The 25,563-nt window shown below is 68.8% G+C and carries 28 protein-coding genes; 14 read left to right on the forward strand and 14 right to left on the reverse strand.

The annotated features are described in order from the left end of the window. Positions 1-9: 9 nt before the first annotated feature. Positions 10-138, reverse strand: a complete 129-nt coding sequence (locus ABD655_RS06650; protein ID WP_344712613.1) for a hypothetical protein — start codon at positions 136-138, stop codon at positions 10-12. Between the two features lie 255 nt (positions 139-393). Here ABD655_RS06650 and ABD655_RS06655 point away from each other — a divergent pair, with 255 nt between their 5' ends. The 5 genes from ABD655_RS06655 to ABD655_RS06675 all read left to right on the forward strand — a co-directional run bounded on the left by ABD655_RS06655 (position 394) and on the right by ABD655_RS06675 (position 5,158). Further along, positions 394-1,692, forward strand: a complete 1,299-nt coding sequence (locus ABD655_RS06655; RefSeq protein WP_344712615.1) for an inorganic phosphate transporter — start codon at positions 394-396, stop codon at positions 1,690-1,692. Next, positions 1,689-2,024, forward strand: coding sequence for a peptidase (locus ABD655_RS06660; protein WP_344712617.1), 336 nt, complete (start codon positions 1,689-1,691; stop codon positions 2,022-2,024). Before ABD655_RS06655 ends, ABD655_RS06660 begins: the two co-directional genes overlap by 4 nt. A 35-nt stretch (positions 2,025-2,059) precedes the next feature. Further along, entirely contained in the window at positions 2,060-2,971 is a 912-nt protein-coding gene (locus ABD655_RS06665; protein WP_344712619.1) for a phosphodiesterase, read from the forward strand. Between the two features lie 168 nt (positions 2,972-3,139). Then, positions 3,140-4,624: an aspartate ammonia-lyase gene (locus tag ABD655_RS06670; RefSeq protein WP_344712621.1), complete on the forward strand. Its 1,485-nt coding sequence runs from the start codon at positions 3,140-3,142 to the stop codon at positions 4,622-4,624. Positions 4,625-4,690: 66 nt separating this feature from the next. Beyond that, complete coding sequence (locus ABD655_RS06675) at positions 4,691-5,158, forward strand: DUF4190 domain-containing protein (protein WP_344712623.1); 468 nt, start codon at positions 4,691-4,693, stop codon at positions 5,156-5,158. 69 nt (positions 5,159-5,227) lie between these two features. On the opposite strand, the gene ABD655_RS06680 is transcribed toward ABD655_RS06675, so the two are convergent. After that, complete coding sequence (locus tag ABD655_RS06680; RefSeq protein ID WP_344712625.1) at positions 5,228-6,094, reverse strand: fumarylacetoacetate hydrolase family protein; 867 nt, start codon at positions 6,092-6,094, stop codon at positions 5,228-5,230. A 65-nt stretch (positions 6,095-6,159) separates the two neighbouring features. Here ABD655_RS06680 and ABD655_RS06685 point away from each other — a divergent pair, with 65 nt between their 5' ends. The 3 genes from ABD655_RS06685 to ABD655_RS06695 all read left to right on the forward strand — a co-directional run bounded on the left by ABD655_RS06685 (position 6,160) and on the right by ABD655_RS06695 (position 8,766). Continuing rightward, complete coding sequence (locus ABD655_RS06685; RefSeq protein WP_344712626.1) at positions 6,160-7,392, forward strand: PrsW family intramembrane metalloprotease; 1,233 nt, start codon at positions 6,160-6,162, stop codon at positions 7,390-7,392. A gap of 272 nt (positions 7,393-7,664) precedes the next feature. Then, on the forward strand, positions 7,665-8,033 hold the full coding sequence (locus tag ABD655_RS06690) for an FKBP-type peptidyl-prolyl cis-trans isomerase (RefSeq protein WP_344712628.1): 369 nt from the start codon (positions 7,665-7,667) through the stop codon (positions 8,031-8,033). Positions 8,034-8,205: 172 nt separating this feature from the next. After that, positions 8,206-8,766 carry a YceI family protein gene (locus ABD655_RS06695; protein WP_344712629.1) on the forward strand — a complete coding sequence of 187 codons (561 nt, stop codon included), beginning with the start codon at positions 8,206-8,208 and terminating at the stop codon, positions 8,764-8,766. 52 nt (positions 8,767-8,818) lie between these two features. Here ABD655_RS06695 and ABD655_RS06700 read toward each other — a convergent pair whose 3' ends face one another. From ABD655_RS06700 to ABD655_RS06710, 3 genes are all read right to left on the reverse strand, one after another. Beyond that, positions 8,819-9,733 carry a DMT family transporter gene (locus tag ABD655_RS06700; protein ID WP_344715718.1) on the reverse strand — a complete coding sequence of 305 codons (915 nt, stop codon included), beginning with the start codon at positions 9,731-9,733 and terminating at the stop codon, positions 8,819-8,821. A gap of 178 nt (positions 9,734-9,911) precedes the next feature. Further along, complete coding sequence (locus ABD655_RS06705; RefSeq protein WP_344712631.1) at positions 9,912-11,216, reverse strand: MFS transporter; 1,305 nt, start codon at positions 11,214-11,216, stop codon at positions 9,912-9,914. After that, positions 11,213-11,434: a DUF167 domain-containing protein gene (locus ABD655_RS06710; RefSeq protein ID WP_425561668.1), complete on the reverse strand. Its 222-nt coding sequence runs from the start codon at positions 11,432-11,434 to the stop codon at positions 11,213-11,215. Before ABD655_RS06710 ends, ABD655_RS06705 begins: the two co-directional genes overlap by 4 nt. 306 nt (positions 11,435-11,740) lie before the next feature. On the opposite strand from ABD655_RS06710, the gene rpsO reads away from it, so the two are divergent. Next, positions 11,741-12,010: a 30S ribosomal protein S15 gene (gene rpsO, locus ABD655_RS06715; RefSeq protein ID WP_344712633.1), complete on the forward strand. Its 270-nt coding sequence runs from the start codon at positions 11,741-11,743 to the stop codon at positions 12,008-12,010. A 72-nt stretch (positions 12,011-12,082) separates the two neighbouring features. Here the strand turns inward: rpsO and ABD655_RS06720 are convergent, their stop codons facing one another. Continuing rightward, the gene (locus ABD655_RS06720; RefSeq protein WP_344712634.1) at positions 12,083-13,165 is read right to left on the reverse strand and encodes an isopenicillin N synthase family dioxygenase; all 1,083 of its coding nucleotides are present in this window, start codon (positions 13,163-13,165) and stop codon (positions 12,083-12,085) included. A gap of 93 nt (positions 13,166-13,258) precedes the next feature. Beyond that, positions 13,259-14,476, reverse strand: a complete 1,218-nt coding sequence (locus ABD655_RS06725) for an acyltransferase family protein (RefSeq protein WP_344712636.1) — start codon at positions 14,474-14,476, stop codon at positions 13,259-13,261. A 177-nt stretch (positions 14,477-14,653) separates the two neighbouring features. On the opposite strand from ABD655_RS06725, the gene ABD655_RS06730 reads away from it, so the two are divergent. From ABD655_RS06730 to ABD655_RS06740, 3 genes are all read left to right on the forward strand, one after another. Beyond that, on the forward strand, positions 14,654-15,535 hold the full coding sequence (locus ABD655_RS06730; RefSeq protein WP_344712638.1) for an alpha/beta fold hydrolase: 882 nt from the start codon (positions 14,654-14,656) through the stop codon (positions 15,533-15,535). A gap of 156 nt (positions 15,536-15,691) precedes the next feature. Next, positions 15,692-16,900 carry an LLM class flavin-dependent oxidoreductase gene (locus ABD655_RS06735; RefSeq protein ID WP_344715722.1) on the forward strand — a complete coding sequence of 403 codons (1,209 nt, stop codon included), beginning with the start codon at positions 15,692-15,694 and terminating at the stop codon, positions 16,898-16,900. Position 16,901: 1 nt separating this feature from the next. Beyond that, the gene (locus ABD655_RS06740; protein ID WP_344712640.1) at positions 16,902-17,546 is read left to right on the forward strand and encodes an FMN reductase; all 645 of its coding nucleotides are present in this window, start codon (positions 16,902-16,904) and stop codon (positions 17,544-17,546) included. Between the two features lie 75 nt (positions 17,547-17,621). Here ABD655_RS06740 and ABD655_RS06745 read toward each other — a convergent pair whose 3' ends face one another. After that, entirely contained in the window at positions 17,622-18,830 is a 1,209-nt protein-coding gene (locus ABD655_RS06745; RefSeq protein ID WP_344712641.1) for a flavin-containing monooxygenase, read from the reverse strand. A gap of 179 nt (positions 18,831-19,009) precedes the next feature. Here ABD655_RS06745 and ABD655_RS06750 point away from each other — a divergent pair, with 179 nt between their 5' ends. Next, positions 19,010-20,164, forward strand: coding sequence for a N(5)-(carboxyethyl)ornithine synthase (locus ABD655_RS06750; RefSeq protein ID WP_378721521.1), 1,155 nt, complete (start codon positions 19,010-19,012; stop codon positions 20,162-20,164). On the opposite strand, the gene ABD655_RS06755 is transcribed toward ABD655_RS06750, so the two are convergent. The 3 genes from ABD655_RS06755 to ABD655_RS06765 all read right to left on the reverse strand — a co-directional run bounded on the left by ABD655_RS06755 (position 20,161) and on the right by ABD655_RS06765 (position 23,100). Continuing rightward, positions 20,161-20,976, reverse strand: coding sequence for a DNA/RNA non-specific endonuclease (locus tag ABD655_RS06755; RefSeq protein ID WP_344712642.1), 816 nt, complete (start codon positions 20,974-20,976; stop codon positions 20,161-20,163). The two genes, ABD655_RS06750 and ABD655_RS06755, sit on opposite strands and share 4 nt — an antisense overlap. 172 nt (positions 20,977-21,148) lie before the next feature. Next, entirely contained in the window at positions 21,149-21,832 is a 684-nt protein-coding gene (locus tag ABD655_RS06760) for a response regulator (protein ID WP_344712644.1), read from the reverse strand. After that, positions 21,829-23,100 (reverse strand): sensor histidine kinase, encoded by a 1,272-nt coding sequence (locus ABD655_RS06765; protein ID WP_344712647.1) that lies wholly within the window; start codon positions 23,098-23,100, stop codon positions 21,829-21,831. Before ABD655_RS06765 ends, ABD655_RS06760 begins: the two co-directional genes overlap by 4 nt. A gap of 150 nt (positions 23,101-23,250) precedes the next feature. Between ABD655_RS06765 and ABD655_RS06770 the strand changes: the two genes are divergently transcribed. Beyond that, positions 23,251-24,690 (forward strand): cation:dicarboxylate symporter family transporter, encoded by a 1,440-nt coding sequence (locus tag ABD655_RS06770; RefSeq protein WP_344715726.1) that lies wholly within the window; start codon positions 23,251-23,253, stop codon positions 24,688-24,690. Between the two features lie 55 nt (positions 24,691-24,745). Here the strand turns inward: ABD655_RS06770 and ABD655_RS06775 are convergent, their stop codons facing one another. From ABD655_RS06775 to ABD655_RS06785, 3 genes are read right to left on the reverse strand one after another with little or no spacing between them, the layout of a single operon-like run. Continuing rightward, the gene (locus ABD655_RS06775; RefSeq protein ID WP_344712648.1) at positions 24,746-24,931 is read right to left on the reverse strand and encodes a hypothetical protein; all 186 of its coding nucleotides are present in this window, start codon (positions 24,929-24,931) and stop codon (positions 24,746-24,748) included. A gap of 13 nt (positions 24,932-24,944) precedes the next feature. Further along, positions 24,945-25,175, reverse strand: coding sequence for a hypothetical protein (locus ABD655_RS06780; protein WP_344712649.1), 231 nt, complete (start codon positions 25,173-25,175; stop codon positions 24,945-24,947). A gap of 12 nt (positions 25,176-25,187) precedes the next feature. Continuing rightward, entirely contained in the window at positions 25,188-25,370 is a 183-nt protein-coding gene (locus ABD655_RS06785; protein ID WP_344712650.1) for a DUF5302 domain-containing protein, read from the reverse strand. Positions 25,371-25,563 lie beyond the last annotated feature (193 nt).

A 25,563-nucleotide genomic window follows, 5' to 3' on the forward strand; every position in this document is an offset into this window, starting at 1 on the left:
CGCTGCCCGTTACCCGGACTCGGCGGGCCGTCGCGCCGTCCGTCGAAGAGGCACGTCGTTCGGGATGCCGCGCGAGACCAGAAGGGACAGCACGGCGAGAGCGATCAGCCCGAACAGGGCGACGCGCAGCGAGACCACTTCTTCATCTGTTCCCCGATTCCGCCCGGCGTGGGCGACCGAGCACACCCACTGAACACCCTGGAGGATGCCGCGCGCGGACCCAACGGCGGGCTCCTCGGCCCGAGTCTGGCAAGTAGCTGAGTTGACCGGAGACAGGCCCGGTGTAAGGATTCTTCTGGCCGGTTGCCGGTTCCTGAATTCGCCGTGAACTCTTCGTTCGCAAACGCCGATCACGTCGGTACCCCTTACTTTCACTCTCTCGGAAAGCAAACGGTGGAAACCGCAACCCTGATCGTCGTGCTGGTCATCGGACTGGCACTGTTCTTCGACTTCACGAACGGCTTCCACGACACGGCCAACGCGATGGCGACGCCCATCGCGACCGGTGCGCTCAAGCCCAAAGTCGCGGTGCTGCTTGCCGCCATCCTCAACCTGGTCGGCGCGTTCCTGTCCACCGAGGTGTCCAAGACCATATCGCACGGGATCATCCGTGAGGACGAGATCAATTCCGCGGCGTTCCTGCCGCTGATCTTCGCCGGTCTCATCGGCGCGGTCACCTGGAACATGCTCACCTGGCTCCTCGGCCTGCCCTCCAGCTCCTCGCATGCGCTGTTCGGCGGCCTCATCGGGGCGACCCTCGTCGGGGCCGGCTGGATGGCCATCGATTTCGGCGTCGTGCTCGGAAAGGTCATACTGCCGGCGGTGCTCGCGCCGCTCACGGCCGGGCTGATCGCGTTCACGGCCACCCGGCTCGCGTATGCGATCACTCGGCGGCTCGACGGCAAACCCGACGGCCGCGACGGATTCCGCTGGGGACAGATCTTCACCTCGTCGCTGGTGGCGCTGGCGCATGGGACGAACGACGCGCAGAAGACGATGGGCGTGATCACGCTGACGCTGATCATCGCGGGCTGGCAGAGCAGCACGCAGGATGATCCGCAGCTGTGGGTGATCCTCGCCTGCGGGATCACGATCGCCCTGGGCACGTACATGGGCGGCTGGCGGATCATCCGCACACTCGGCAAGGGCCTGACGGATGTGAAGCCGGCTCAGGGGTTCTCGGCCGAGTCCTCCACCGCGGCGACGATCCTGGCCTCCAGCGCGCTCGGCTTCGCGCTGTCGACGACCCAGGTCGCGTCCGGGTCGGTCATCGGATCCGGGCTCGGACGCCGCGGCTCCACCGTCCGCTGGAGAACGGTCGGCCGGATCATGGTCGGCTGGCTGTTGACGCTGCCCGCCGCCGGTGCCGTCGGCGGCCTGGCGGCGCTGGTCGTGGCCTGGTTCGGCGGCTGGGGCATCGTGATCGACGCGGTGGCGGCCGTCGTGATCATCTCCACGATCTTCCTGCTGTCCCGGCGCAACGCCGTGACGGCATCCAACGCGATGAGCGATGTCGCGGAGTCCGGAACGGCCGTGAAGATGAAGCGCAATCCGCCGCCGAAACGCCGCCCGCGCACGAGGATGCGCGCCGGAACGCCCCAGAAGACCGAGGCGCTCCTGAAGTCCGCCGCCCCGCAGGATGCCGAACCGCCGCTGGGCTCCGAGGAACCCCAGAAGGAGGAGTCGAAATGAACATCACGATCGACTGGCTCGCCTTCGTCGAGGTCTTCATCGCCGCACTGGTGGCATCGGTCGTCGTCGTGGTGTTCTACTCGCTGGGGCTGCGGCTTCTCGTGCGCGCCGGACGCGTGCCGGTGGTCGCACCGGCGGAGTTCACGGATGCGATCGCGATCATCACCGAGAAGGAGTCGAAGCGGGCGGCCAAAGCCGCAGCGAAGTCGGCGCGGAAGAGCCCCCTGACCGCGCAGCAGAAGCAGGTGGCGGCTGTCGGCGCCTACATCTGCTTCAGCCTGTGCGCGCTGGCCGTGCTCGGCGGCCTGGTGCTGATCATCTTCACCCGCTGATCGGACGCGTCGGCGCTCGCACATAGGCTGACTGCATGGACGCGGCACCCGTGCAGTTCGGGCAGTACACCCCCGCTCGACGCACGATCGTGCATGTGAGCGACACGCACCTGCTCGCCGGGGACGTCCCACTCGCCGGTCAGTACGACGCCGGCGCGAATCTGCGCCGCGCCCTCGTCGCCGTGGAGCGTCTCGGCATCCGCCCCGATGCGATCGTGTTCACGGGCGACCTGACCGACCTCGGTGAGCCCGAGGCCTACGCAGCCCTGCGTCGTGCGGTTGAACCGCTCGCCGAACGGCTCGGAGCGCCGGTGGTGTGGGTGGCCGGCAACCACGACGAGCGCCCCGCACTGCGGCGCGGTCTGCTCGACCTCGAACCCACGGAGCAGCCGGTGACGGGAGTCTGGGACCTCGGCGGTCTGCGTCTTGTCGTTCTGGACACGACGGTGCCGGGTTGGCACCACGGCGATCTGGACGATGCCCAGCTGCTGTGGCTGCGCGGCGTGCTGTCCGAGCCGGCCCCGCTGGGCACGCTGATTGCGATGCACCACCCTCCGCTTCCGTCGCACCTGCCGCTGTTCGACATCCTCGAGCTGCAGCGTCAGGAGCGCCTCGCCGACGTGCTCGCCGGCACCGATGTGCGCGGCATCCTGGCGGGTCATCTCCATTACTCGACGAGCGGCACCTTCGCCGGGGTGCCGGTCAGCGTGGCGGCGGCCACCTGCTACACGATGAACCTCGCGCGCCCGGCCGTCGAGGTCAATGGGATGGATGCCGGACAGTCGTTCCACCTCGTCCACGTGTACGACGAAACGATCACGCACGCCGTCGTCCCGGTCGTGGACGCTCCGACGAGCGACTTCTTCTCGGCCGCGTGGGTCACGCAGATGGCCGCGCTGACCCCCGCCGAGCGGCTCGAGGTGTTCTCGCGCAAACGCCGGCGGTGAGCGGCGACCGTCCGTGGGCGCCAGTCGTGCCCGCTCGGTCGTGCAGGCCTTCGTGTACAGCGCCAGCGTGGGCGCTGTCCGCCCCGTACGGGTCGCGGTGAAGCTCCCGCGGGTAGGGTCGAAGCAACCCCTTCACATCGCCGTGATCGACCCACAAGGACAATGCACATGGCTCTGGACGCACTGACGCGCACCCGCACTGAAACCGATTCGCTGGGCTCCCTCGAGATCCCCGCCGACGCCTATTGGGGCATCCACACTGCTCGGGCGCTGGAGAACTTCCCGATCTCCAAACGCCCCATCTCCGTCTACAAGGACCTCGTCCGCGGTCTCGCGATGGTCAAGCAGGCCTCCGCGCGTGCCAACCGCGAGATCGGCGCGCTGGACCCGCGCAAGGCGGACCTCATCGACCAGGCGTCGCAGCTGGTGATCGACGGACAGTTCCACGACCAGTTCGTCGTCGGCGTCATCCAGGGCGGCGCCGGCACATCGACCAACATGAACGCGAACGAGGTCATCACCAACATCGCCCTCGAGCTCGCCGGCCGCGAGAAGGGCGACTACGCGTTCCTGTCCCCGATCGATGACACCAACCGCAGCCAGTCCACCAACGACGTCTATCCCACGGCCATCAAGGTCGGATTGGGGCTGGACCTGCTGACGCTGCTGGAAGAGCTCGATCTGCTGCGCCGCGCCTTCCTCACCAAGGCGGTCGAGTTCCACGACGTGCTCAAGGTGGGCCGCACGCAGCTTCAGGACGCCGTGCCGATGACGCTCGGGCAGGAGTTCCACGGTTTCGCGACCACCCTCGGAGAGGACTACAGCCGCCTCAAGGAGAACGCGTACCTGCTGTGCGAGATCAACATGGGTGCCACGGCCATCGGTACCGGCATCACCACGCACCCGGACTACGGGACCGCGGTCCTGCGCCATCTGCGTGAGATCAGTGGGCTGGACCTGGACACGGCCACCGACCTGGTGGAGTCGACCAGCGACACCGGCGCCTTCATGTCCTTCTCGTCGTCGCTCAAGCGCAACGCCGTGAAGATGTCCAAGATCTGCAACGACCTGCGCCTCCTCTCCAGCGGGCCGCAGGCCGGTTTCGGCGAGATCAACCTCCCCGCCCGCCAGGCCGGCTCGAGCATCATGCCCGGCAAGGTCAACCCGGTCATCCCCGAGGTCGTCAACCAGGTGGCCTTCGCGGTGGTCGGTGCCGACATGACGGTCACGATGGCGGTGGAGGCCGGCCAGCTTCAGCTGAACGCCTTCGAGCCGGTGATCGCGCACTCGATCTTCCAGTCGATCACGTGGATGCGGCGTGCCATGCACACGCTCCGTGTCAATTGCGTGGAGGGCATCACCGCCAACCATGAACGCCTCGGTGCGATGGTCGGCGCGTCCGTCGGCGTCATCACCGCGCTCACGCCGTTCATCGGCTACGCCGCCGCCGCTGCACTGGCCAAGACCGCGCTTCTGACCGGCCGCAATGTGGCCGATCTGGTCGTGGAGGCCGGGCTGATGTCGCGTGAGGACGTCATCAAGCAGCTGTCCCCGGCGCGCCTGTCAGGTCTGGAGACCATCACCGCGGCGATCCCCGTCGTGCCGCGGTCCACCCAGGAACCCGACCCCGGTGTGTGGGCGCCGGAGATCTGAGGATTGCCGGGTCGAGCCGCGGAGCGCTAGCGTTCGAAGTCACAGCACCCTTGAGAGGAGCTCGCCATGACCGATCCCCAGACCCCGGACGTCCCCGCCCCGCACGACTACAACCAGCCGCCCGCGCCCCCGGCATACAACACGACGCCCCCGGCGAACCAACCCGCCTACGGGCAGCAGGCCTACTCGGCGGCACCCCCGGCGCCCTATGGTGCGCCGGGGAACCCGACCATTCCCGGCAAGACCATGGGCATCGTCGCGTTCATCCTGTCGTTCTTCGTCCAGCTGGTCGCGCTGATCCTGGGCATCGTCGCGCTCGTGCAGAGCCGCAAAGCCGGTTATCCCAACGGCTGGGCGCTCGCCGCGATCATCATCAGCTCGGTGCTGCTGGTGATCGGCATCATCGTCGGAATCTTCCTGTTCATCGCGTTCGGAGCGGCAGCTGCCGAGTACGCGCGACTGTGCGCTGAATTCGGCAGCGGTGTCCACGAGATCGGCGGCGTCACCGTGACGCTGACCTGTCCGTCTTCCTGAAACTGCTCGGGGGAGAGTCGCCCGGTGCCGCGCGCGGCACCGGGCGCTTTCACGTACGCGGCGGAGCGGTCAGTCCAGGATCCGGCAGTGCGTCGTGAGAGCGCCGATTCCGTCGATGCCCACCGTCACCGTCGACCGGTCCCGCAGGAACACCTGGGGGTCGCGGGAGTACCCGGCACCGCCGGGGCTGCCGGTGGAGATCAGCGTGCCGGGCAGGAGCGTGGCTGACATGGAGAGGTGTGAGACGAGGGTGGCCACCGTACGCACCATCTGGTTCGTCGACGCGTCCTGCAGCGTGTGACCGTCCAGCACCGTCCAGATGTGCAGGTTCTGCGGATCGGGAATCTCATCCGCCGTCACCACGAACGGTCCGGTCGGGGTGAACCCGTCGAAGGACTTGCATCGAGACCACTGGGCCTCGGAGTACTGGATGTCGCGTGCCGTGATGTCGTTGACGACGGTGTAACCCCACACGTGGGACAGCGCGTCCGCCGGGGAGACGTCCTTCGCGGGCGTTCCGATGATGACGCCCAGCTCCGCTTCGTAGTCGATGGACTCGCTGAGCGATCGCGGCCAGGCCGTGGTGGACTCGTGTCCGCTCAGCGAGTTGGGCCACAGGACGAAGACGGTGGGGGTCGAGTCCGTCTGCAGCCCGAGTTCGCTCGAGTGGGCGGAGTAGTTCAGGCCGATCGCGAGCACGACCGGGGGAGTGAGCACCGCCGAGGCGAATCCGACATCGGCCAGCGGATGCCGCGTGTGGGCGTCGGAGGCGGCATCCCGTACCCGATCCAGCAGCTCGTCGCCCCCGGCGATGAGTTCCTCCAGAAAGCGGGGTGCGCCGGCGAAGAGGTCTTCTACGATGATCGCCGTCTCGCCCTGCACCACCGCGAGCCTCGGCTCCTCGTGCGCAGGCAGGGTGACGTGGGCGAAGCGCATTGTTCTACGCTACCCGCCGGTTCAGGGTCGCGGTGCGGCCGGACGCGCCCGCCTAGGCTGTGGCAATGACGAATCCACCGGGGCAGTTCGACGCCCGGACACCTTCCGCTCGACCGCCCCTGTCGCCACCGGCATTCGCTTCCGCGCTCGCGCAGCCGCGTATGGCCCCTGGAGCGTCGATCCCCGTCGCGACGGCGACGCCGCCCGCCATGCCCGTGTCGCCGCGGGCGGGGCGCAGCGCGCCGGTGTGGATCAGCGGCATCATCGTGCTGATCCTGGTGGGACTGGTCGGCTACTTCCTCAACGCCATCGGTCCCGCTGCGTCGATCATCGGGATGCTCCTCGCGTTCGTTCCCCTTGTCGCAGTGCTCCTGGCCGTGCGCGTCATCGACCGGTGGGAGCCCGAGCCGCGCGGACTTCTGGTCCTGGCCGTCGCGTGGGGCGCGATCGCCGCGGTCGGCATCACCCTCGGGATCGACATCCTCATCACGATGATCCTGGGGGCGGACGACTCGCAGATCCGGGACGCGTTCGCCGCCGTCGTCCAGGCGCCGATCGTCGAGGAATTCGCGAAGGGACTCGGCGTCTACCTGATCTTCTTGACGGCCCGCCGTGCGTTCGACGGTCCGGTCGACGGCGTCGTCTACGGCGCCCTGGTGGGCGCCGGCTTCGCATTCACCGAGAACATCCAGTACTTCGCCATCAGCTTCATCGAGGGCGGGGTGGGCGATGTGTCGGTGACCTTCTTCGTGCGCGGCATCCTGTCGCCCTTCGCGCACGTGATGTTCACCAGCGTCACCGGCTTCGCCCTCGGACTGGCGGCCCGGCGTGGTGCGCGTGGGGGCCGGGCGGTGGGTCCGTGGGTACTCGGCATGTTCGGCGCAATGGCGTTGCACGCCCTGTGGAACGGCTCCGCGGTGTTCGGGGACTTCTTCATGCTCTATCTGACGCTCCAGATCCCGCTGTTCGTCGGGTTCATCCTCGCCATCGTCGCGCTGCGGCGCGAAGAGGCGCGGTTGACCCGTGCGCGGCTGGGCGACTACGCCACGGCGGGCTGGTTCACCGCGCAGGAAGTCGACATGCTCGCCACGGCACCGGGTCGGCGCGCGGCGCTCGCGTGGGCTCGCACGCTGCCGGGAGACCGCACCCGCATCATGAAGGAGTTCGTCGCCGACGCCACGGCCCTGGCCGCGGCGCGTCAACGCGCGATCAGCGGGCGCGACGCGAACGCGCGCGAGGACGAGCACGTGCTGCTGGCTCGGACCAGAGCAGCGCGGGCGGCGATGTTCGCGCCCTGAGCCGACCCGAATTAAGAACCCAGCGCCCGGTGCCGCGGCAAAGCCTGCGTGCGTCCGGGCGCTGAGTTGGCCTGTGTTCAGGTTGCCTTGGCAGGCGACCCCTGTCAAGGCCACGACGGTGTTTCGGGCCCGCTCGCCTGTCGCGACACGCCGCGCGCGCGTGCCGTTCGTGACAGGCGAGCGGCGGGGTGACGCAGGGGGAGCGCTGCGGCGGGACACGCGCGGGCACCGCTCGCGTTGACCATCGCCGGGCGCTCGGGTTGGATGGACTCATGACAGATGACCGCACCAAACCCGAAATCGACGCACCCCAGGGTCCGGCCCCCGAAGAACTCGTGATCCGCGATCTGATCGTCGGAGACGGCGCCGAGGCCAAGCCCGGCGACACCGTGACCGTTCACTACGCGGGCGTCGAGTACGAGACCGGCGAGGAGTTCGACTCCTCGTGGAACCGCGGCGAGAGCATTCAGTTCCCGCTCCGCGGACTGATCCAGGGCTGGCAGGACGGCATCCCCGGAATGAAGGTCGGCGGCCGCCGCGAACTCGTGATCCCGCCGGAGCTGGCCTACGGTCCGGCCGGAGGACACTTCCTCGGCGGCAAGACCCTGATCTTCATCATCGACCTCATCGCTGTCGGCTGAGAATTCTCGATACCGAAACGGGACGGATGCTTCGGCATCCGCCCCGTTTTGCTGTCTGTCACGAAACCGAGCGGAAAGAAGTTCCATTCACGGGAATAGATCAGCCGTGAGCCGCTGTTGGATCCCATGAGCTCGTCGCTGACCGCGGCGACCACCGACACGAAGGCAGACAATGACCGACGCCACCACGATCGACATTCCCGGCTACCGCCCCGGCACCTGGGCGCTGGACCCGAGCCACAGCGAGGTCGGATTCACGGTCCGCCACATGATGATCTCCAAGGTGCGCGGCGCGTTCGGCATCAAGAGTGCGACGCTGATCGCGCCGGAGAACCCGCTCGATGCCAAGGTCGAAGCCCATGTCGACGCGACGTCGCTCGACACGAAGGACGAGGGCCGTGACGCCCACCTGCGTTCGGCGGAGTTCTTCGACGTGGAGACCTACCCCTCGATCGACTTCGTCTCGACGGGTGTGCGCGTCGAGAAGGGCGAGATGCTCGTGGACGGCGACCTCACCATCCGCGACGTCACCAAGCCCGTCACCTTCGAGTTCGACTTCGGTGGTTTCGGAGCCGACCCGTGGGGCAACTACAAGGCCGGCGCGACGGCCACGACCGTCATCAACCGCGAGGACTTCGGTCTGACCTGGAACGCCGCGCTCGAGACCGGTGGGGTGCTCGTCGGCAAGGACGTCACCATCACGCTCGACCTGCAGGGCGCCATCCAGCCGTGACCTGACGCTGAAAGAGGGGGGATGCCGCGGCATCCCCCCTCTTCTGGTCCGGTCAGAGCGTCTGGTCAGGCGTCCGCGACGAACGGCGCAGCCGCAGGCGGTTCTGCGCGAGCAGGATCCCGAGGAACACCACGATGGCTCCGGCGGGCTCGTTCCACGAGACCGATTCGCCCAGGATCACGATCCCGAGCGCGACCCCGACGATGGGTGTGATGTAGGTGACGGTGGAGGCGCGAGTCGGACCCCACGCGCGGAGCGTGTTCTGGTTCCAGATGTAGACGACACCCGTACCGAGGCAACCGAGCAGCACGACACTGCCGATGATCCAGGGGTCGAGCGCGACCGGCGTGAGAGCGATGAACGGCGTCAGCACGATCATGATCGCCGCCGCGATGCCGATGTTCAGGAACGAGAAGACCAGGGCGCTCATTCCTGTGTGCGAGACGAACTTGCGCATGTACGCGAGGCTGAAGCCGTAGCAGGCGGTGGCGCCCAGGATCGCGAACTGCGCCACCAGGCTCTGGTTGAAATCGAGACCGTCCCACGGGGCGATGATCACCATCACACCCAGGATGCCGACCAGGATGCCGGCGATCTGCACGAGCTTGAGCCGCTCGACGCGGAACAGAAGCCCCGCCATGACCGCCGTCATGATGGGCGTGGTCGCGTTGTAGATGCTCGCGAGGCCGGATGTCACGTGCTGCTGAGCCCAGGAGAACAGCAGGAACGGCACGACGCAGAACGAGATGGCCAGCACCGTCATGTGCGCCCACACTGTGAGGCTGCGCGGGAGCGTGTCCCGGCGGAGCGCGACGAACACGCCGAGCGTCAGGCCGCCGAGGATCAATCGGGACCAGGCGACCTGTGCGGGGGAGATCCCCTCAAGGGCGACCTTCATGAACAGGAAGCTGGATCCCCAGATCACCCCGGTCAGCACGAACTGCACGCCGATCCACCCCTGCGACAGCGGGCGGCCGCTCGCCGCGCGGGCGAGGTCGCTGGTCGCTGAGGTGGCGGTGGTCGAGTCGGTGGGCACCCGGCGACTCTAGCTCCGGGGCGCGCCGCTCGGGGGCTGTCGCGGATGCCGCGTCCGAAATCCGCCGGTGGACGACCGTCCGGCTACGCCGCGCCGCGGAATCGCCGGTTCACGGCGCCGGGTGGGCGGCGTCGTACGTCCGGAAGCGCGGGCTCAGCCGCACCAGGAGCGATACCAGCCCGATGATGATGAGCCCGCCCAGCAGGGGCGGGAACCAGAGGGCAGCCAGGGTGGCGAGGGTCCCCGCGTACAGCGCGCCGAGCCGTGGGCCGCCCGCGACGACGACGATGAACACGCCCTGGAGCCGGCCGCGGATCGCGTCGGGCACCGCCGCCTGCAGCATCGTGCTGCGGAAGATCGAGCTGACGTTGTCGGCGGCGCCGGAGACCGCCAGGACCAGCGCGGCCGCGATGATGAGCGTCACGTTGGGGGCCGTCTCGCCGACCGACACGGGGGCGAACCAGCCCAGCGCGGCCGCCCCGAGGACGAGCCCGAACGCGGTGATGGAGCCGCCGTAGACGATGATCGCCCGCTCGATCCCCAGGCCCTGGCGCCGCACGCGGCCGACCGGACCGGAGAACACGCTGGAGAGGAACGCTCCGGCCGCGACGGACGCAGTCAGAACCCCCGTGGTGATCGGGCCGCCGCCCAGTAGCACCGCCCCGACGGCGGGGAACAGCGCGAGCGGCTGGCCGAACGTCATGGCGATGATGTCGAGGATGAACTGCAGGCGGATGTTCGAGGCCTTCTTGAGGAACCGCCAGCCGTCCCGAAGCGACTCCAGCCCCGGGCGGACGATGACGCCCTCCGGCCGGATGCTCGGCAGCGTCCACAGCCCGAGGAAGAGCGAGGACATGAGCACGACGTCGATCGAGTAGGTCCACGCGTAACCGGCGAAGGCCACCAGCACGCCCGCCAGAGCGGGCCCCGCCATCACCATGATCCCGAACGTGATGCCGTTGAGGGCGGATGCCGCGGGCAGCAGCTCGCGGGGGATCAGACGCGGGACGATCGCCTGGCGCGCGGCCATCACGACGGTGTTGGCGGCGGAGTTGACGATGCTGAGGGCGTACAGCCACCAGACCGTCTCCAGCTGCGCCCACGCGACGCCGGCGAGCAGAACGGTCGAGCCGAGGGTGATCGTGGCGGCGACGAGAGCGACGCGGCGGCGGTCGAAGGCATCCGCGAGCATGCCGCCATACAGTCCGGCGACGACCATCGGTGCCAGGCCGGCGACCGCGATCATCGCGACCGCGAACGTCGACCCGGTCAGCTCGTACATGTGCAGCATGATCGCGACGATCGTCAGCTGGCCGCCGAGGCCGGCCAGCGTCGAACCGATCCACATGCGCGTGAACGCGGGACTTGCTCGGAAGGGGCTGAGATCGATGAAATGGCTGCGGCGCGCGCTCACTCCTCGACCTCGACGCGCTTGATGCGGGCGGCGTGCCCGCGCAGGATCCTCACGCGCCGCGGAGCGACGGTGAAGTGATCGGCCAGCACGCGGATCACGCCCTCGTTCGCCGCGCCGTCGACGGCGCGTTCACGGACGTGCACGACCAATCCGTCGGGGGTGTCTTCGACGAGCGGACCGCGCCGGCTGCCGGGCTTGACGCGGACCATGAGCTGCACCTTCCGAGGCTAGCCGCCACCGTGGGCGACGGCCGAATCGCACCGCCCCCGCGTCGGCGCGGTGTTCGGAGCGCTCTTTCCGTTGCGGTCGCAGGGCTGCACTCCTCCGTCCGGGCCTCGACGCAGCCCCCCCAATGCTCTCGGCGGGTGCCCGGGGCGGGCCACACCGTGCCGCCGGGCCGCGTGCGCGTCATCCGCCCCGTGGCTGGTAGACTCTCCAGGTTGCCGTTCGATCGGCCGCGGATAAACAGAGCTCACGCATCAGGCGTCGGGCGCCGCGCAATGAGCAGGAAGGGGATCCCATCTATGCCACTCGAATCTGACGCTAAGAAGGCGATCATCGAAGAGTACGCGACGCACCCCGGTGACACCGGATCCCCCGAGGTGCAGGTCGCGATGCTGACGCAGCGCATCAAGGACCTCACTGAACACCTGAAGGAGCACAAGCACGACCACCACTCGCGTCGTGGCCTGTTCCTGATGGTCGGTCAGCGCCGTCGTCTGCTCGGCTACCTCCAGGACGTCGACATCGCGCGTTACCGCACGCTGATCGAGCGTCTCGGACTGCGCCGCTAGTCGCACCAGCGCACAATCGCTTTCTGAAAGGCCGTCCCAGGTGTGGGGCGGCCTTTCGCATGCCCCGGATCGCTAGGGATGTGCCGCGGCGCTCGCGGCCAGCAGGTCGGCGTGGTGGATGGCCGCGACATCCGGGTGGGCGCGCAGCCGCGACTTGAGCGCGTTCTGTCCGTACAGCGCATGGATCGGGTTTGCCGGATCCTGGGTGACGCCACGTGCTTCGGCGGCCAGCTCCGCGGGCAGCTCGATGATCGGCAGCCGCGCGTCCAGGGCCGGGTTGAAGAAGAACGGTACCGAGATCCGGTCATCGGGGTACCTCGGCGATACGACGCGGTGGTTGGTCGCGATCAGGTAGCCCCGGGTCGCGTATTCGAGCAGCTCGCCGATGTTCACCACGAAGGCGCCCGGCACTGCGGGCGCGTCGACCCACTCGCCGTCCCGCTGCACCTGCAGGCCGCCCTTGCCCGGCTCCACCCACAGAAGGGTCAACACGCCGGAGTCCTTATGGGCACCGACGCCCTGCGCCCACGCGGCCGACGGCTCCGCGCCGCGCGTCCGCGCGGCGTGGAGCGGGCGCGGGGGCGGCGGAGTCGGGTCGTCCTTTCCGGGGTAGCGCACGATCTTGATCAGCGTCGAGGGCTCGCCGAAGTGCTGATCGAAGTAGGTCTCGGGGGCGCCGAGGGTGAGTGCCCACGCGCGCAGCAGCTTGCGGGCAACGCCGGAGAGGTGGTCGTGCCATTCCGAGACCACGTCGCGGAGTTCGGGCTGAGCCTCCGGCCAGAGGTTGGGGCCGATGAGCCGGGCGTAGGCCGGCGCGTCCGGATCCGTCACTGCGGCCCGCTCCGGGCCGATGTCGATCTGCTCGCGCCAGTCCACGCGTCCCTGGGTGCGTTCCCCGCCGACGCGGGTATAGCCGCGGAAGTGCGGGCTGCGAATGTTCTCGATCGCGAGCTTGTCGGCATCCGGCAGGGCGAAGAAGTCGCGCGCCGCGCGGTGCAGTCGCACCTCCAGCTCGGGGGAGATCCCCGTGCCGGTCAGGTAGAAGAAGCCGACATCGTGCGTTGCGGCGCGCAGGGCGTCACGGAAGGCGGACGCGGCGTGCGGTCCGGCATCCAGCTGGGACAGATCGAGGATCGGCAGGCTGAGGTCGCTCATCAGGCGACAGTAGGCGGATGCCGCGGCATCCGCTCGTTTGTTTCACAGGGTTAAGCGGGCGGCGACCCGCGATCCTGCCGGTCGGGCCGTGCATCAGCCGTTCTGCCGCGGGTCGGCGTGCCCGCGGGCGGTGCGGGGCTGGTCCCGCGGTCGCCGGGAGCCCGTGGGATCCGAGCGGCGCCCCTCTCTGCCGGCCATGGCCGGGTCGGCGAACAGCCACCGGGGCCGCGGTTCGACGAGGGGACGGAAGACCGTGCGCACCGGCTTGGTCGCCAGGCCGAGCGCGATCAGGACCGATGCGACGATGACGACCGGAAGCCAGATCCACGTGGGATCCAGGTCGCGCAGCACTCCGGATTCGCGGAACGGGTAGAGCACGAACGAGTGCAGGAGGTAGATGTACATCGTGTACTGGCCGAAGTGCGTCCACCAGTGGGTCCCGCGCGGCAGCACCGCGAAGAACGCCGTCGCCAGCACGAGCGCGACGCCCATCAGCGCGAGCCGCACGCCGCCGGCCCACCACTCCGTGCCGCCGATGGACGAGTAGTTCTCGTCGTAGAACAGCCACTGCCGCAGATTCATCGAACGCCACACATCCGCGAAGAACCAGGCGAGCCACCCGGCGACGACCAGGACGACGGCCGACGAGGCGAACACCCACCACGGCCGGGACCGCAGGAGTCCGAGTCGCTCCACCACGTCGCGATCGCGCAGCCACCACCCCAGTGTGAAGAAGAACAGCAGACCGAGGGTCCGCGACAGCGAGAGGGTCGAGTCGATGTTCGGCAGGTACCCGGCGCCGATCGAGATCACGATCGTCCACAGCAGCGGCCAGCGCAGCAGCGCGAGGTAGGGGAGGACGAGGCGGAAGATTCCGAGTGCCAGCAGGAACCACAGCGTCCACGACGGCTGCGTCAGATTCGGATTCGCCTGGCCTTCGACCAGCCACTTCGTCACCGTCCAGAGGCTCTCGAAGATGACATACGGCATGAGGATGTCCGTGATCACCCGGGCCATCTGGCGCCGGCCGGGCGGATCCGATTTCGAGAAGTACCCGGAGATGATGGCGAGGGCCGGCATGTGGAAGGCGTAGACGAGCAGGTAGAGCCCGAGGGCGACCTCCGAGTCGTACGTCAGCCGCTGCACGGCATGTCCGAGGACGACCAGGACGATGCAGGCGAAGCGGGCGTTGTCCCAGAACGGAACGCGGCGCCGGGGCCGCGGCACGGCTCCGCTCCCCGTCGGGGGACCGGCCACGGAGGATGCTGCGGCCGCACCCGGAGGCGGTGTCGCGTTCGCTGATTCGGTCATCACTGCGCTCGCCACCCTATCCTGGGGGAGCGCGCCGCCGTGGGGACGAGCGGCAACGCGAACCCGAGGGAGACCCGCATGCCCGATGCCCCCCTGCCCGGTGAGACGGCGGCGTCGCCTCGGCCCCTGCGCAGGTCCGCCTCATCAGCGCCGGGGCGCGATAGTCTCGGCGTCGCGATGACCACGATCGACGAGGCGCGGGCGAAGGATCGGGCGATCCCCGATGTCGATTGGCGCGTCTTTCCGGAGGGAACCGTGCGCGACCTGTTCGCGACCCCGAGCGGTCCGATCGCGCGGGTCCGCCTGGGCGACCCCGAGGCGCCGCGGGTCGTGCTCGTCTCGGGCGTGGCCGGCTCCAAGGAGGATTTCGTCCTGCTCTTCCCGCTGTTCTTCGCGGCGGGGTATCGCGTCGAGTCGTACGATCTCGCCGGTCACTACGGGTCGGTCGGCGCCGGGCCCGAGAACCTCGATCCGCCGCGCGATCACTACGACTACCGGCTGTTCCTGGACGACCTGATCGCGATCCTCGAGGACGGGGCGACGCCGGCGCATGTCCTCGGCTACAGCTTCGCGGGCCTGGTCGCAGAGCTCGCGCTCATCGAGCGTCCCGATCTGTTCGCGAGCCTGACGCTGATGTCGGCACCACCCGCGACCGGCCAGGTCTTTCGCGGGGTCAAGCACATCGGACCGATATCGGACATGCCCCCGCACCGCGCCGCCGGGCTGATCCTGTGGGGCATCCGCTACAACCTCAACCGCACCCCGCCGCAGCGGATCGCGTTCGTCAGGGAGAGGATGAGCGAAATCCGCCGCCCGGCCATCGACGACATCGTGGGGCTCATGATGGCGATGCCCGACGTCGCCGACGCCGTCGCCGCGATCGACATCCCCAAGTTCATCGCCGTCGGCGAGCAGGACCTGTGGCCGATCGCGCAGCACGCGTCGTACGCCGAGCGGATCGGAGCCCGCATGACGGTCTATCCGACCGGACATGCACCGTGCGAGACCGCGCCGCACCAGCTCGTGCGCGACATGCTCGAGCTCTTCCGCGCACCCTGACCTTCGTCTTGGCCGCATCGGGCGTCAGCGGGAATAGATTTCTTCCATCGCTGTTCTACCAGGTACATTCAACTGAATAGAACAGGATGCCGCGGCATCCCGAATCGGAGAAAGAACGTGAACGACACCAGCACAGCGTCCGCAGGGGCCCAGGCCATGCAGTTCGGCATCTTCACGGTGAGCGACATCACCCAGGACCCGACCACCGGCCACACACCCAGCGAAGGCGAGAAGATCCGCAATACGATCGCCGTCGCCAAGCACGCGGAGGAGGTCGGACTCGACGTCTTCGCGCTGGGCGAGCACCATAATCCGCCGTTCTGGTCCTCGTCGCCCACAACGACGCTGGCCTACATCGCAGCGCAGACCGAGCGGATCATCCTCTCGACCGCGACGACGCTGATCACCACGAACGACCCGGTCAAGATCGCCGAAGACTTCGCGATGCTGCAGCACGTCTCCGACGGTCGCACCGACCTCATGCTCGGCCGCGGAAACACCGGCCCGGTCTATCCGTGGTTCGGACAGGACATCCGCCAGGGCCTGCCGCTCGCCATCGAGAACTACGCGCTCCTGCACAAGCTGTGGCGCGAGGACGTCGTGGACTGGGAGGGCAAGTTCCGCACCCCGCTGCAGGGATTCACCTCCACACCGCGACCGCTGGATGACGTGCCGCCGTTCGTGTGGCACGGCTCGATCCGCACGCCCGAGATCGCCGAGCAGGCCGCCTACTACGGCGACGGGTTCTTCGCGAACAACATCTTCTGGCCGTCCGAGCACTACCAGCGCTTGATCACGCTGTACCGCCAGCGGTTCGCCCACTACGGCCACGGCACCCCCGAGCAGGCCATCGTCGGTCTCGGCGGCCAGGCGTTCATGCGCGCCAACTCGCAGGACGCGGTGCGGGAGTTCCGCCCGTACTTCGACAACGCCCCGGTCTACGGCCACGGTCCGTCGATGGAGGACTTCACGGAGATGACTCCGTTGACCGTGGGCTCGCCGCAGCAGGTCATCGACCGCTACGCCGGCATGCGCGATCGCTTCGGCGACTACCAGCGACAGCTGTTCCTGATGGATCACGCCGGCCTGCCCCTGAAGACCGTCCTGGAGCAGCTGGACATCCTGGGTGGAGAAGTCGTGCCGGTGCTGCGCAAGGAGCTCGCTCACAACCGCCCCGCCGACGTGCCGGATGCTCCCACCCACGCGGCGCTCGTGGCCGCCAAGTACGGCGACCAGACACCGCGCGAGGCACGCCCGAACCCCAACAGGGGCGACAACCTCACCGGTGGCTCGCCGTACCAGGACGCGGCCCCGGTGCCCGCGGGATCATCCTTCGGCGCCGCCGCGACACGGAAGGGCGTCTGAGATGACCACGCGCAGGATCGCGGTGATCTCGGCGGGTCTGTCGAACCCGTCCTCCACCCGGCTGCTGGCCGATCGCCTCGCCGCCGCCACAGTCTCCCAGCTGGGCGAGCGCGAGATCGACGTGCAGGTGGACGTGTTCGAGCTGCGCGACTATGCGCACGACATCACGAACAACCTGCTCACCGGTTTCGCTCCGCCGGCGCTCGAGACCATGGTGAACGCGGTCGTCTCGGCCGATGCCGTCATCGCCGTCACGCCGATCTTCTCGACGAGCTACTCGGGTCTGTTCAAGTCGTTCATCGACATCCTCGACCCCGACGCGCTGACCGGTAAGCCCGTGCTGATCGGTGCGAACGCGGGCACCCCGCGGCACTCGCTCGCGATCGACTACGCGATCCGGCCGTTGTTCACGTATCTGCACGCGGAACCGGTCTCCACCGGCGTGTTCGCCGCATCGAGCGATTGGGGCGCCGCGGGCGACCAGGTCGCTCCGCTCGGCGAGCGCATCGAGCGCGGCGCCGCCGAACTGGCCGAGGCGATCGCGCGGCGCACGCCCGCGGGTCAGGCCGACCCGTTCGATCCGGCCAGCTACCTCGGCGAGGGACGCTCGTTCGGACACCTGCTCGGAGGCCTCGCGGGGGAGTGACGGCAGCATCCGTCCGTCGACTGTCCATCTGATGTCGACGGACGGATGCGTGTCTGCGTGTACCAGGGGCACGGCTCATTCGGCCGAGAGGCGATCGACCACGAGGTTCGCGTCCTCGCCGACGCCGAGCAGCAGAGGTGACCCGCGCGTCCTCATCCACGGCACGCCAACGAACCACAATCCCGCCTGGTCGGCGGCGGAGCCGTTCTCCTGCACCGGGAATCCCATCTCGTCGACGATCCCCGGTATCTCGATCCACTCGTACGCCGGACGGTAGCCGCACGCGTTCACCACGACGCCGAGGTCGGCCAGCTGCGGAGGCTCTGCGGCATCCGGGACCGAGGTCGGAGCATCGGGCAGATTCGGCGCCGCTGCGCCCTGCTCCGCGCAGAGGCGTGCGATGCCGGCGCAGACCTGACGGTAGGCGTCGGCACCCACCTGCACCGACTGGGCGAGGTCGTCGGCGGCGACGACGCGGCCGCTCTCGGTGCCGAGCACGTGACCGAGGAGCTGCACGCCCATCGCCCCGAGCGTCTGCAGGTTGAGGTCGTGACGGTCGTCACTGCCCACGGCGAGCGGGTTGGAGGCGACGCGCACCGCGGGCGATGGCATGTCGGCGAGCCGGTGTGTGAAGAAGCCGAGGTCGATCAGCCAGTCGACGATGTCCCGCCCCGCGACCCGGCGGGGCAGGGCCGGTGCGCGGCTGGCCGCCAGCATGACCTCGCGTCCGGAGGAGGACAGTTCTTCGGCGATCTGGCATCCCGACTGCCCCCCGCCGACCACGAGCACCCGCCCGGCGGGCAGTCGGTCGGGGGCGCGGTAGTCGGTTGCGCCGACGACGGGCACATGCCGTTCGAACTGCTCGAGGAAGGCAGGGCGGTGCTCCCGCTGGTACGCGCCCGTGCACACGACGACACGACGAGCGCGGATGCCGCCGACCGGAGTCTCGGCGACGAAACCGTCGTCGTCACGACGGAGGGACGTGACCGGGGTCTGTTCGGCCAGCGGCGCCCCGAACGAGGCCGCGTACGCGCGCAGATGATCCGCGATCTGAGTGCGTGTGAGATAGCCGTCCGGGTCCTCGCCGCGGTACGCGCCGCCCGGCAGGAGGATCGTGTGGTTCGGGGTCACCAGCCGGAAGCTGTCCCACCGGCCGTCCCAGGAACGACCGCTCCGCCCCTGCTCCAGGACCACATGGTCGATGCGCGCCTGCGTCAGGCCATGGCTGACGGCGAGACCTGCTTGCCCGGCCCCGATCACGAGCACGTCGACGTCCGCACGCATGGCAGCCTCCGCCGAGTATCTGCGGTGATCCTCAGCGGGCATTGACCCCGTGAGTCGCCGGCGGCAGTCAGAGTACCGCACCGTCCCCGGCGATTCGAGGGCCTCCATGTCCGCCGCGGGCCGCTCCTGATAACGTCGGGACACGGAGTCGGTTCGGGCCCCGCTGAGGGAAGAAGACGATCATCGCTGCCCGCATCCCCCTGGTCCTCGGCGTCATCGGCGCCTCGCGCAAGCCGGACGAGCGCCGTGTGCCCCTGCATCCCGGCCACCTGGACCGGATCCCGGAGGAGCTGCGATCGAGTGTGCTGCTCGAGACCGGCTACGGTCAGCGCTTCGGCGTCGGCGACGACGAACTCCGACCGCTCGTCGGCGGCATCCTCGATCGCGGCGCTCTGATCGCGGCATCCGATGTGGTTCTCCTGCCCAAGCCGCAGCACGAGGATCTGCGCGACATGCGCGATGGACAGGTCCTGTGGGGGTGGCCGCACCTCGTGCAGGACCGGGAGATGACCCAGCTCGCGCTGGACAAGCGGCTGAGCGTCATCGCGTTCGAGGCGATGAACCACTGGGGCGGGGACGGCAGCTTCGGCTTGCACGTCTTCCACAAGAACAACGAGATCGCCGGCTACTGCTCGGTGCTCCACGCCCTGCAGCTGTGCGGTTCCACCGGCGACTACGGGCGCCGCCTGACCGCCGTGGTGATCGGGTTCGGTGCCACCGCCCGTGGCGCCGTGACCGCGCTTCGAGCGCATGGGGTGCACGACGTGCGCGTGCTGACGAATCGCCGGACGGCATCCGTGGCGTCTCCGATCCACGCGGTGCAGATGATGCAGTTCGACCACGACGGGCCGTACCTGAGCGAGGTGCTCACAGAGGACGGGCGCGTGCCGCTGGCCCCGTTCCTCGCCGAAAGCGACATCGTCGTCAACTGCACTCTCCAGGACCCGAACCGTCCGCTGTTCTATCTGAAGACGGACGACCTGGCGGCGTTCCGTCCCGGCAGCCTCATCGTGGATGTCTCCTGCGACGAGGGGATGGCGTTCGAGTGGGCTCGCGCGACGAGCTTCACCGATCCGATGTTCACGGTCGGCGGCAATGTCAACTACTACGCCGTCGACCACAGCCCGTCCTATCTCTGGAACTCCGCCAGCTGGGAGATCAGCGAGGCGCTGCTCGGCTTTCTGCCGATCGTCATGGCCGGGCCCGACGCCTGGTCCGCGAACGACACCCTGTCCCGGGCGATCGAGGTCAGCGACGGCGAGGTGCGCAACCCGGCGATCCTGGAGTTCCAGCGTCGCAGCGCGGAGAGGCCGTACGCGGTCGTTGCGGACTAGAGCCGGATGTCGGATGCGCCGCTGAGCTCGGTCCACCGGTCTGCCCGTACCGGGGTGACCGGCATCACGTCGGCGGCGACGAGCGCGCCGAGATCGACGGCGGCGAGCTGCGCGATGTCGGCGATCGGCACCTGGAACGTGCGGAAGGAGCCGAGGCGGGCCACGACGAGCGCTCTGTCGTCGAGCCGGATGAGTGAGCTCTGATCCAGCACGAACCCGGAGGCGGCGAGAGCCGGGTCCCCGTCCGCGCCGCTTTCGGCCCAGGCGGCGACCTTCCAGAACCGGCGGGGGATCGCGATGCCGCGGTACACCGGATCGGCCGCGTCCAACACCGGCGCGGTGTACACAGAGACACGCAGATCGGTTGTCTCGGCGAACCGCAGCACGTGATCCTCCAGCCCCAGCCAGAGGTCCTTCGACTGGTTGAACACGGATGCCTGGGGTGCGGCGTTCGGGTACGCGAAAGTGGCCGCGGCCGCTGCGCGCGCCTCGGCCTCGGTTCCCCAACCCGGGTCCCGGCGCCGCACCAGATGCCCGCGGTCGAGGTCGTTGTCGGCGTACAGCGCGCGCCCGGCCTGCTCGGAGGCGGGCACGCGCGGATCGATCTTCCAGTCGCCGGTCCGTTCCAGGTCCCACAGCGAAGCCCCGTCGATGTTGACGCCCGTGGCGGCCGCAAGTCGTCGCCGTGCGTCGAGGACGACGGTGAAGTGCGGGTAGGGCAGCTCCCTGAGCTCGCGATCGTCGAGCGGCCGCGGCATCCCCACCTCAACACCGAGGAATCCCGGTTCGTATCTCCCCGCTGCCTCCGTCATGTCCTCAGTCTCGTCGGTTCGGCCGACGTTCCCGGGACCCTTCCCACCCCTGTTCACTTGCCCTGGATGTACGCGGAAGACGTGACGCGGTGTACAAACAGGGCAAGTGAACACGGGGGGCCGGGCGCGTGTGGCGCGCGCGACGAAGGGGGCGGGGCCGGCGCGGAAAGGCTCAGCGCTGCCAGCGGTACTCGGTCTCGGGGCGCCCGGGCGTTCCGTACCGTGGTGAGCGCTGCACATGACCGGCGTCGGCGAGATGCTCCAGATACCGGCGCACCGCCACCCGGGACATCCCGAGCATCGTCGCCGCCTCGGCGGCTGACATCGGCGCTCCGGCGCGCACCGCAGCCGCGACCCGCTCGAGCGTGTCGGCGGACAGACCCTTCGGAAGTGCGGCCGGCGCGCTCGGGCGCAGCGCGCCGAGCATCGCGTCGATCTCGGCCTGCGTCGCCGGACCGGTCGTCTCGCGTGCGCGCTCGCGGTACTCCCGGTACTGCTCGAGCCGGTCGCGGAACACCGCGAAGCTGAAGGGCTTGACGAGGTACTGAGCCACGCCCAGCCCCACCATCTGCCGGACGACCTCGGCATCGCGCACGCCCGTCACCGCGATCACGTCGACGTCTGCGACCCGCGCGCGCACGTGCCGCAGGACATCGAGCCCCGTCCCATCCGGCATGGTCATGTCCAGCAGGACGAGGTCGATGCCTTCCGCGGGGGAACGCTCCAGGATCGCCGACACCGCCGCGCGCGCCCCGGTGCACTCGGCGACGACGCGAAAGCCGTTCAGCCGCTGGAGGTAGTTCCGGTGCAGCTCCAGCGTGAGCGCGTCGTCGTCGACCAGGAGCACGGAGATCACGGCCGCCGCCCCGGCAGGATCACCCGGAACGTCGTGGGTGCTTCGGTCAGATCCACCGCGCCGCCGGCACCCTCCACGATCGCGCGCACCAGGGCCAGCCCCACGCCCCGCCCGTCCGCCGCTGCGGGCTTCGTCGAGAAGCCGTGCTCGAAGATGCGCTCGCGGAGGTCGGCGTGCACCCCATCGCCCGAGTCCGACACCGAAAGGCTGAGCGCGTCACCCGGCGCGGGCGCGAACACGACCCGGACCCAGCGCGGCTCGGATCCGGCCGCGGCTGCGTCGAGCGCGTTGTCGATCAGGTTGCCGATCACCGACACCGCGTCGACCGGCCTCAGCCCGCTGCGCGGCGCGGACGGGTCGATCTCGGCGCTCCAGTCGACTCCGCGCTCACGAGCCTGCGCCGCCTTGCCCAACAGGAGCGCGCCGACCGTCGGGTCGCCGTCCCGCCGCGCGGTGACCTGGTCGACCAGATCCTGGCTCTGTCGCGACGTCTCGGTGAGGATGCCGATCGCCTCGTCCGTGCGACCCAGTTCGAGCAGCGCGACCGCGGTGTGCATGCGGTTGCCGTGCTCGTGCGTCTGCGCGCGCAGCGCCTCTCCGAGGGCGCGTATGGACTCGTAGGAGGAGACCGCGTCGCGCACCGCGCTCGCCGGCAGGTCACCGGCGATGCGGCGGGTGAATCGTCCCGCGAACCATGCCGCGGCCAGCCCCACCGCAGCGAGTGCCGCGGCGATCGCGATGACGAACGGGAGCTGCCTCAGTACGCCGGAGCCCACGCTGCCCAGAGTGATCCCTGCCGAGACCAGCGCCACCACCTCACCCGACGAGGTCACCGGAACGACCGACCGCAGCGACGGCCCCAGTGTGCCCACCGCCTCCTCGGTCAGCGTGCGTCCCTCCAGCCCGGGGCCGATCGTGCCCAGGTATCGCTTGCCGATCTGTCCGGGGTCCGCGTGGGTCAGCCGGATCCCTTCCGTGGTCATGATCGTGACGAAATCGATCGACGTCTCGTCCATGATCCGCTCGGCGAGCGGCTGCAGCGCGGCGGTGGCGGCAGCATCCGATCCGGACGTCACGGCCTCCTGCACGTCGGGCATCTCGGCGATCGTTCGGGCGACGGCCAGGGTGACCGTCTCCGCCTCGGCGCGCTCGGTCGCCTGCGCCTGGACGGCGAGAAGGACGGCCAGCAGCACGGTGATCACCGCGACTGCGCCGAGGAAGGCGAGGAACACGCGGGATGCTGCGCTCGCTCTGCGTGTGGCAGCCATTCGCCTCCTCGCGTTTCGCACTCGTCGAGACCAATACGACCACAACCGGAGGCATCCGGCATCCGTCGCTCAAGGTGATCTCAGGACGGCACCGCAACGGCGGCCCGGATCACGAAGATCGAATTCCTTTCGGAGGCGAAGATGGCTCAGATTCCCAGAACCCAATCGTTCAAGCTCCCCGGTTACAACTGGCGGCGCGGCAAGACGTCGTGGGACAAGCACACCTGGCTGTATGTCGCGGTGATCATCGCGGTGGTGCTGGGCGCGACGATCGGCCTCATCTGGCCGGACGTGGGCGTGGCACTCGAGCCGATCGGCAAAGGCTTCGTGGCCCTCATCAAGATGATGATCGCGCCGATCATCTTCTGCACCATCGTGGTCGGCGTCGGATCCATCGCGAAGGCTGCGACGGTCGGCAAGATCGGCGGTCTCGCTCTGCTGTACTTCATGATCATGACGACGTTCGCTCTCGCGATCGGGCTCGTGGTCGGCAACCTCATCCACCCGGGCGAGGGTCTGAACATGGCGAACTCGACCTACGACGCGACTGCCACCGAGGCCAAGACGACGCAGGAGTTCATCCTCGGGATCATCCCGACGACGTTCTTCTCGGCGTTCACCGGCGAGAGCGTGCTGCAGGTGCTGTTCATCGCGCTCCTGGTGGGATTCGCGCTGCAGCAGATGGGCAAGAAGGGCGAGCCCATCATGAACGCCGTGAAGAACCTCCAGGCGCTCGTGTTCCGCATCCTGGGCATGATCCTGTGGCTCGCCCCGCTCGGTGCGTTCGGTGCGATCGCCGCGGTGGTCGGCAAAACGGGGTTCGCGGCGATCATCAGCCTGGGCATCCTGATGATCGCCTTCTACATCACGTGCGCGGTGTTCATCTTCGGCATCCTGGGCACGCTGCTGTTCGCCGTCACGCGGATCAACATCTTCAGCCTCATGAAGTACCTCGCTCGCGAGTACCTGCTGATCGTCGGCACCTCGTCGTCCGAGTCAGCGCTGCCGCGTCTGATCGCGAAGATGGAGCACCTCGGCGTCGCGAAGCCGGTCGTCGGCATCACCGTCCCGACGGGCTACTCGTTCAACCTCGACGGAACGGCCATCTACCTCACGATGGCTTCGCTGTTCATCGCGGCGGGGATGGGCACGCCGATGTCGATCCCCGAGCAGATCGGGCTGCTGGCGTTCATGGTCATCGCTTCCAAAGGCGCGGCGGGTGTCACGGGTGCCGGACTGGCCACGCTCGCCGGCGGACTGCAGGCCTACCGCCCCGACCTGGTCAACGGCGTCGGTGTGATCGTCGGCATCGACCGGTTCATGTCAGAGGGGCGTGCGATCACGAACTTCACCGGCAACGCGGTCGCCACGGTGCTCATCGGCACGTGGGTGAAGGAGTTCGACGCGAGCCGCGCACGCCGCGTCCTGCGCGGGGAGCTGCCGTTCGATGAAACGGCGCTCTCCGGCGACGACCACGACGGCATGTCCGGCTCGAAGGATGCTGTGGGCACGCAGGGTCTGGAAGAGGCCGCCGTCGCAGAGGCCGAGGCGAAGGAGCACCGGGCAGCCGCCGGTGCGCTCAGCCGCTGAGTCGACGCCCTGAGTCCGCCCGCATCGCGCGGGCGGACTCAGCGCGTGCGTGCGGTCAGTCGGACGGATCGAGCTGGCCGGCCTCGATTGCCGCCTCGCGCTCCTCGGCCCGGACCTCGTCGATGTCGTCCTCGACGGATTCCCGGGGGTCCAGCGTGGGCGGGGGAGTGTCGAACTCTGCGGCGTCGTCGAGCGGCACATCCCGCTCGTCGTCGGGATTGCGCTCCTGGAATCCGCTCATCTCGAGCCTCCGATCACTCCTCGCCGTAGGGCGGGAGTTCGTCAGCGGGGACGTCGGCCGAGACGAGGTCCGCCTCGACAGTCCCCTCGGCGGCGGCGTCCTGCTCCTCCTCGACGGGATCGCCGTCGGCGGGGCCGAGACCGCGATCCAGGTCGCGGCCTGCGATGTCCACATCGGCACCGGCGAGATCCGGGAGGCTCGCCGCCTCACGGTCGATCTCGTGAAACGTCGGGTCGAACACCATCGCCTGCTCCTCTCAGCCGCTCTTGCGGCGGAACTCGCGCTTGGTCTGCGCGGCGCCGTGCGTGCCGTGCACGGTGGAGTCGCCGTCCAGATGCGCCTCACCGTCGCGGTGCTTGGCGTTCTTCTTGTCGAGCGCCTCCTTGAACTTGCGCTTCATCTCTGCGGAAGCGTCGGCGGACTTGTCTTCGGTGCTCATTCCCCCAGCCTAGGCACCGCTTCGCCGCTCCCGCCACCCTCGACGGCCCGTTCCGCTGCCGCGCCCGCTCTGCGTCCAGCCCGCACTGGTAGGCTGACTGGGGTTGCCTCCGGGCATCCGCTCAATTCAACACGAGCTACACGGAGCAGGCCGGCAGCAAGCTGGTCCCCTGTGGTGGGTTCCCGATCTCGAT

It is taken from the genome of Microbacterium terregens, assembly GCF_039534975.1.
In the GTDB taxonomy this organism is placed as follows: domain Bacteria; phylum Actinomycetota; class Actinomycetes; order Actinomycetales; family Microbacteriaceae; genus Microbacterium; species Microbacterium terregens.

Excerpts from the sequence above, each read along its gene's own strand:
- ABD655_RS06660 (WP_344712617.1), top strand. The coding sequence starts at position 1,689 with ATGAACATCACGATCGACTGGCTCGCCTTCGTCGAGGTCTTCATCGCC.
- ABD655_RS06720 (WP_344712634.1), bottom strand. The coding sequence starts at position 13,165 with ATGAGCGACCTCAGCCTGCCGATCCTCGATCTGTCCCAGCTGGATGCC.
- ABD655_RS06740 (WP_344712640.1), top strand. The coding sequence starts at position 16,902 with ATGACCACGCGCAGGATCGCGGTGATCTCGGCGGGTCTGTCGAACCCG.
- ABD655_RS06695 (WP_344712629.1), top strand. The coding sequence starts at position 8,206 with ATGACCGACGCCACCACGATCGACATTCCCGGCTACCGCCCCGGCACC.
- ABD655_RS06685 (WP_344712626.1), top strand. The coding sequence starts at position 6,160 with ATGACGAATCCACCGGGGCAGTTCGACGCCCGGACACCTTCCGCTCGA.
- ABD655_RS06775 (WP_344712648.1), bottom strand. The coding sequence starts at position 24,931 with ATGAGCGGATTCCAGGAGCGCAATCCCGACGACGAGCGGGATGTGCCG.
- ABD655_RS06730 (WP_344712638.1), top strand. The coding sequence starts at position 14,654 with ATGACCACGATCGACGAGGCGCGGGCGAAGGATCGGGCGATCCCCGAT.
- ABD655_RS06675 (WP_344712623.1), top strand. The coding sequence starts at position 4,691 with ATGACCGATCCCCAGACCCCGGACGTCCCCGCCCCGCACGACTACAAC.
- ABD655_RS06755 (WP_344712642.1), bottom strand. The coding sequence starts at position 20,976 with ATGACGGAGGCAGCGGGGAGATACGAACCGGGATTCCTCGGTGTTGAG.
- ABD655_RS06665 (WP_344712619.1), top strand. The coding sequence starts at position 2,060 with ATGGACGCGGCACCCGTGCAGTTCGGGCAGTACACCCCCGCTCGACGC.
- ABD655_RS06690 (WP_344712628.1), top strand. The coding sequence starts at position 7,665 with ATGACAGATGACCGCACCAAACCCGAAATCGACGCACCCCAGGGTCCG.
- ABD655_RS06745 (WP_344712641.1), bottom strand. The coding sequence starts at position 18,830 with ATGCGTGCGGACGTCGACGTGCTCGTGATCGGGGCCGGGCAAGCAGGT.
- ABD655_RS06670 (WP_344712621.1), top strand. The coding sequence starts at position 3,140 with ATGGCTCTGGACGCACTGACGCGCACCCGCACTGAAACCGATTCGCTG.
- ABD655_RS06725 (WP_344712636.1), bottom strand. The coding sequence starts at position 14,476 with ATGACCGAATCAGCGAACGCGACACCGCCTCCGGGTGCGGCCGCAGCA.
- ABD655_RS06680 (WP_344712625.1), bottom strand. The coding sequence starts at position 6,094 with ATGCGCTTCGCCCACGTCACCCTGCCTGCGCACGAGGAGCCGAGGCTC.
- ABD655_RS06785 (WP_344712650.1), bottom strand. The coding sequence starts at position 25,370 with ATGAGCACCGAAGACAAGTCCGCCGACGCTTCCGCAGAGATGAAGCGC.
- rpsO (WP_344712633.1), top strand. The coding sequence starts at position 11,741 with ATGCCACTCGAATCTGACGCTAAGAAGGCGATCATCGAAGAGTACGCG.
- ABD655_RS06780 (WP_344712649.1), bottom strand. The coding sequence starts at position 25,175 with ATGGTGTTCGACCCGACGTTTCACGAGATCGACCGTGAGGCGGCGAGC.
- ABD655_RS06735 (WP_344715722.1), top strand. The coding sequence starts at position 15,692 with ATGCAGTTCGGCATCTTCACGGTGAGCGACATCACCCAGGACCCGACC.
- ABD655_RS06765 (WP_344712647.1), bottom strand. The coding sequence starts at position 23,100 with ATGGCTGCCACACGCAGAGCGAGCGCAGCATCCCGCGTGTTCCTCGCC.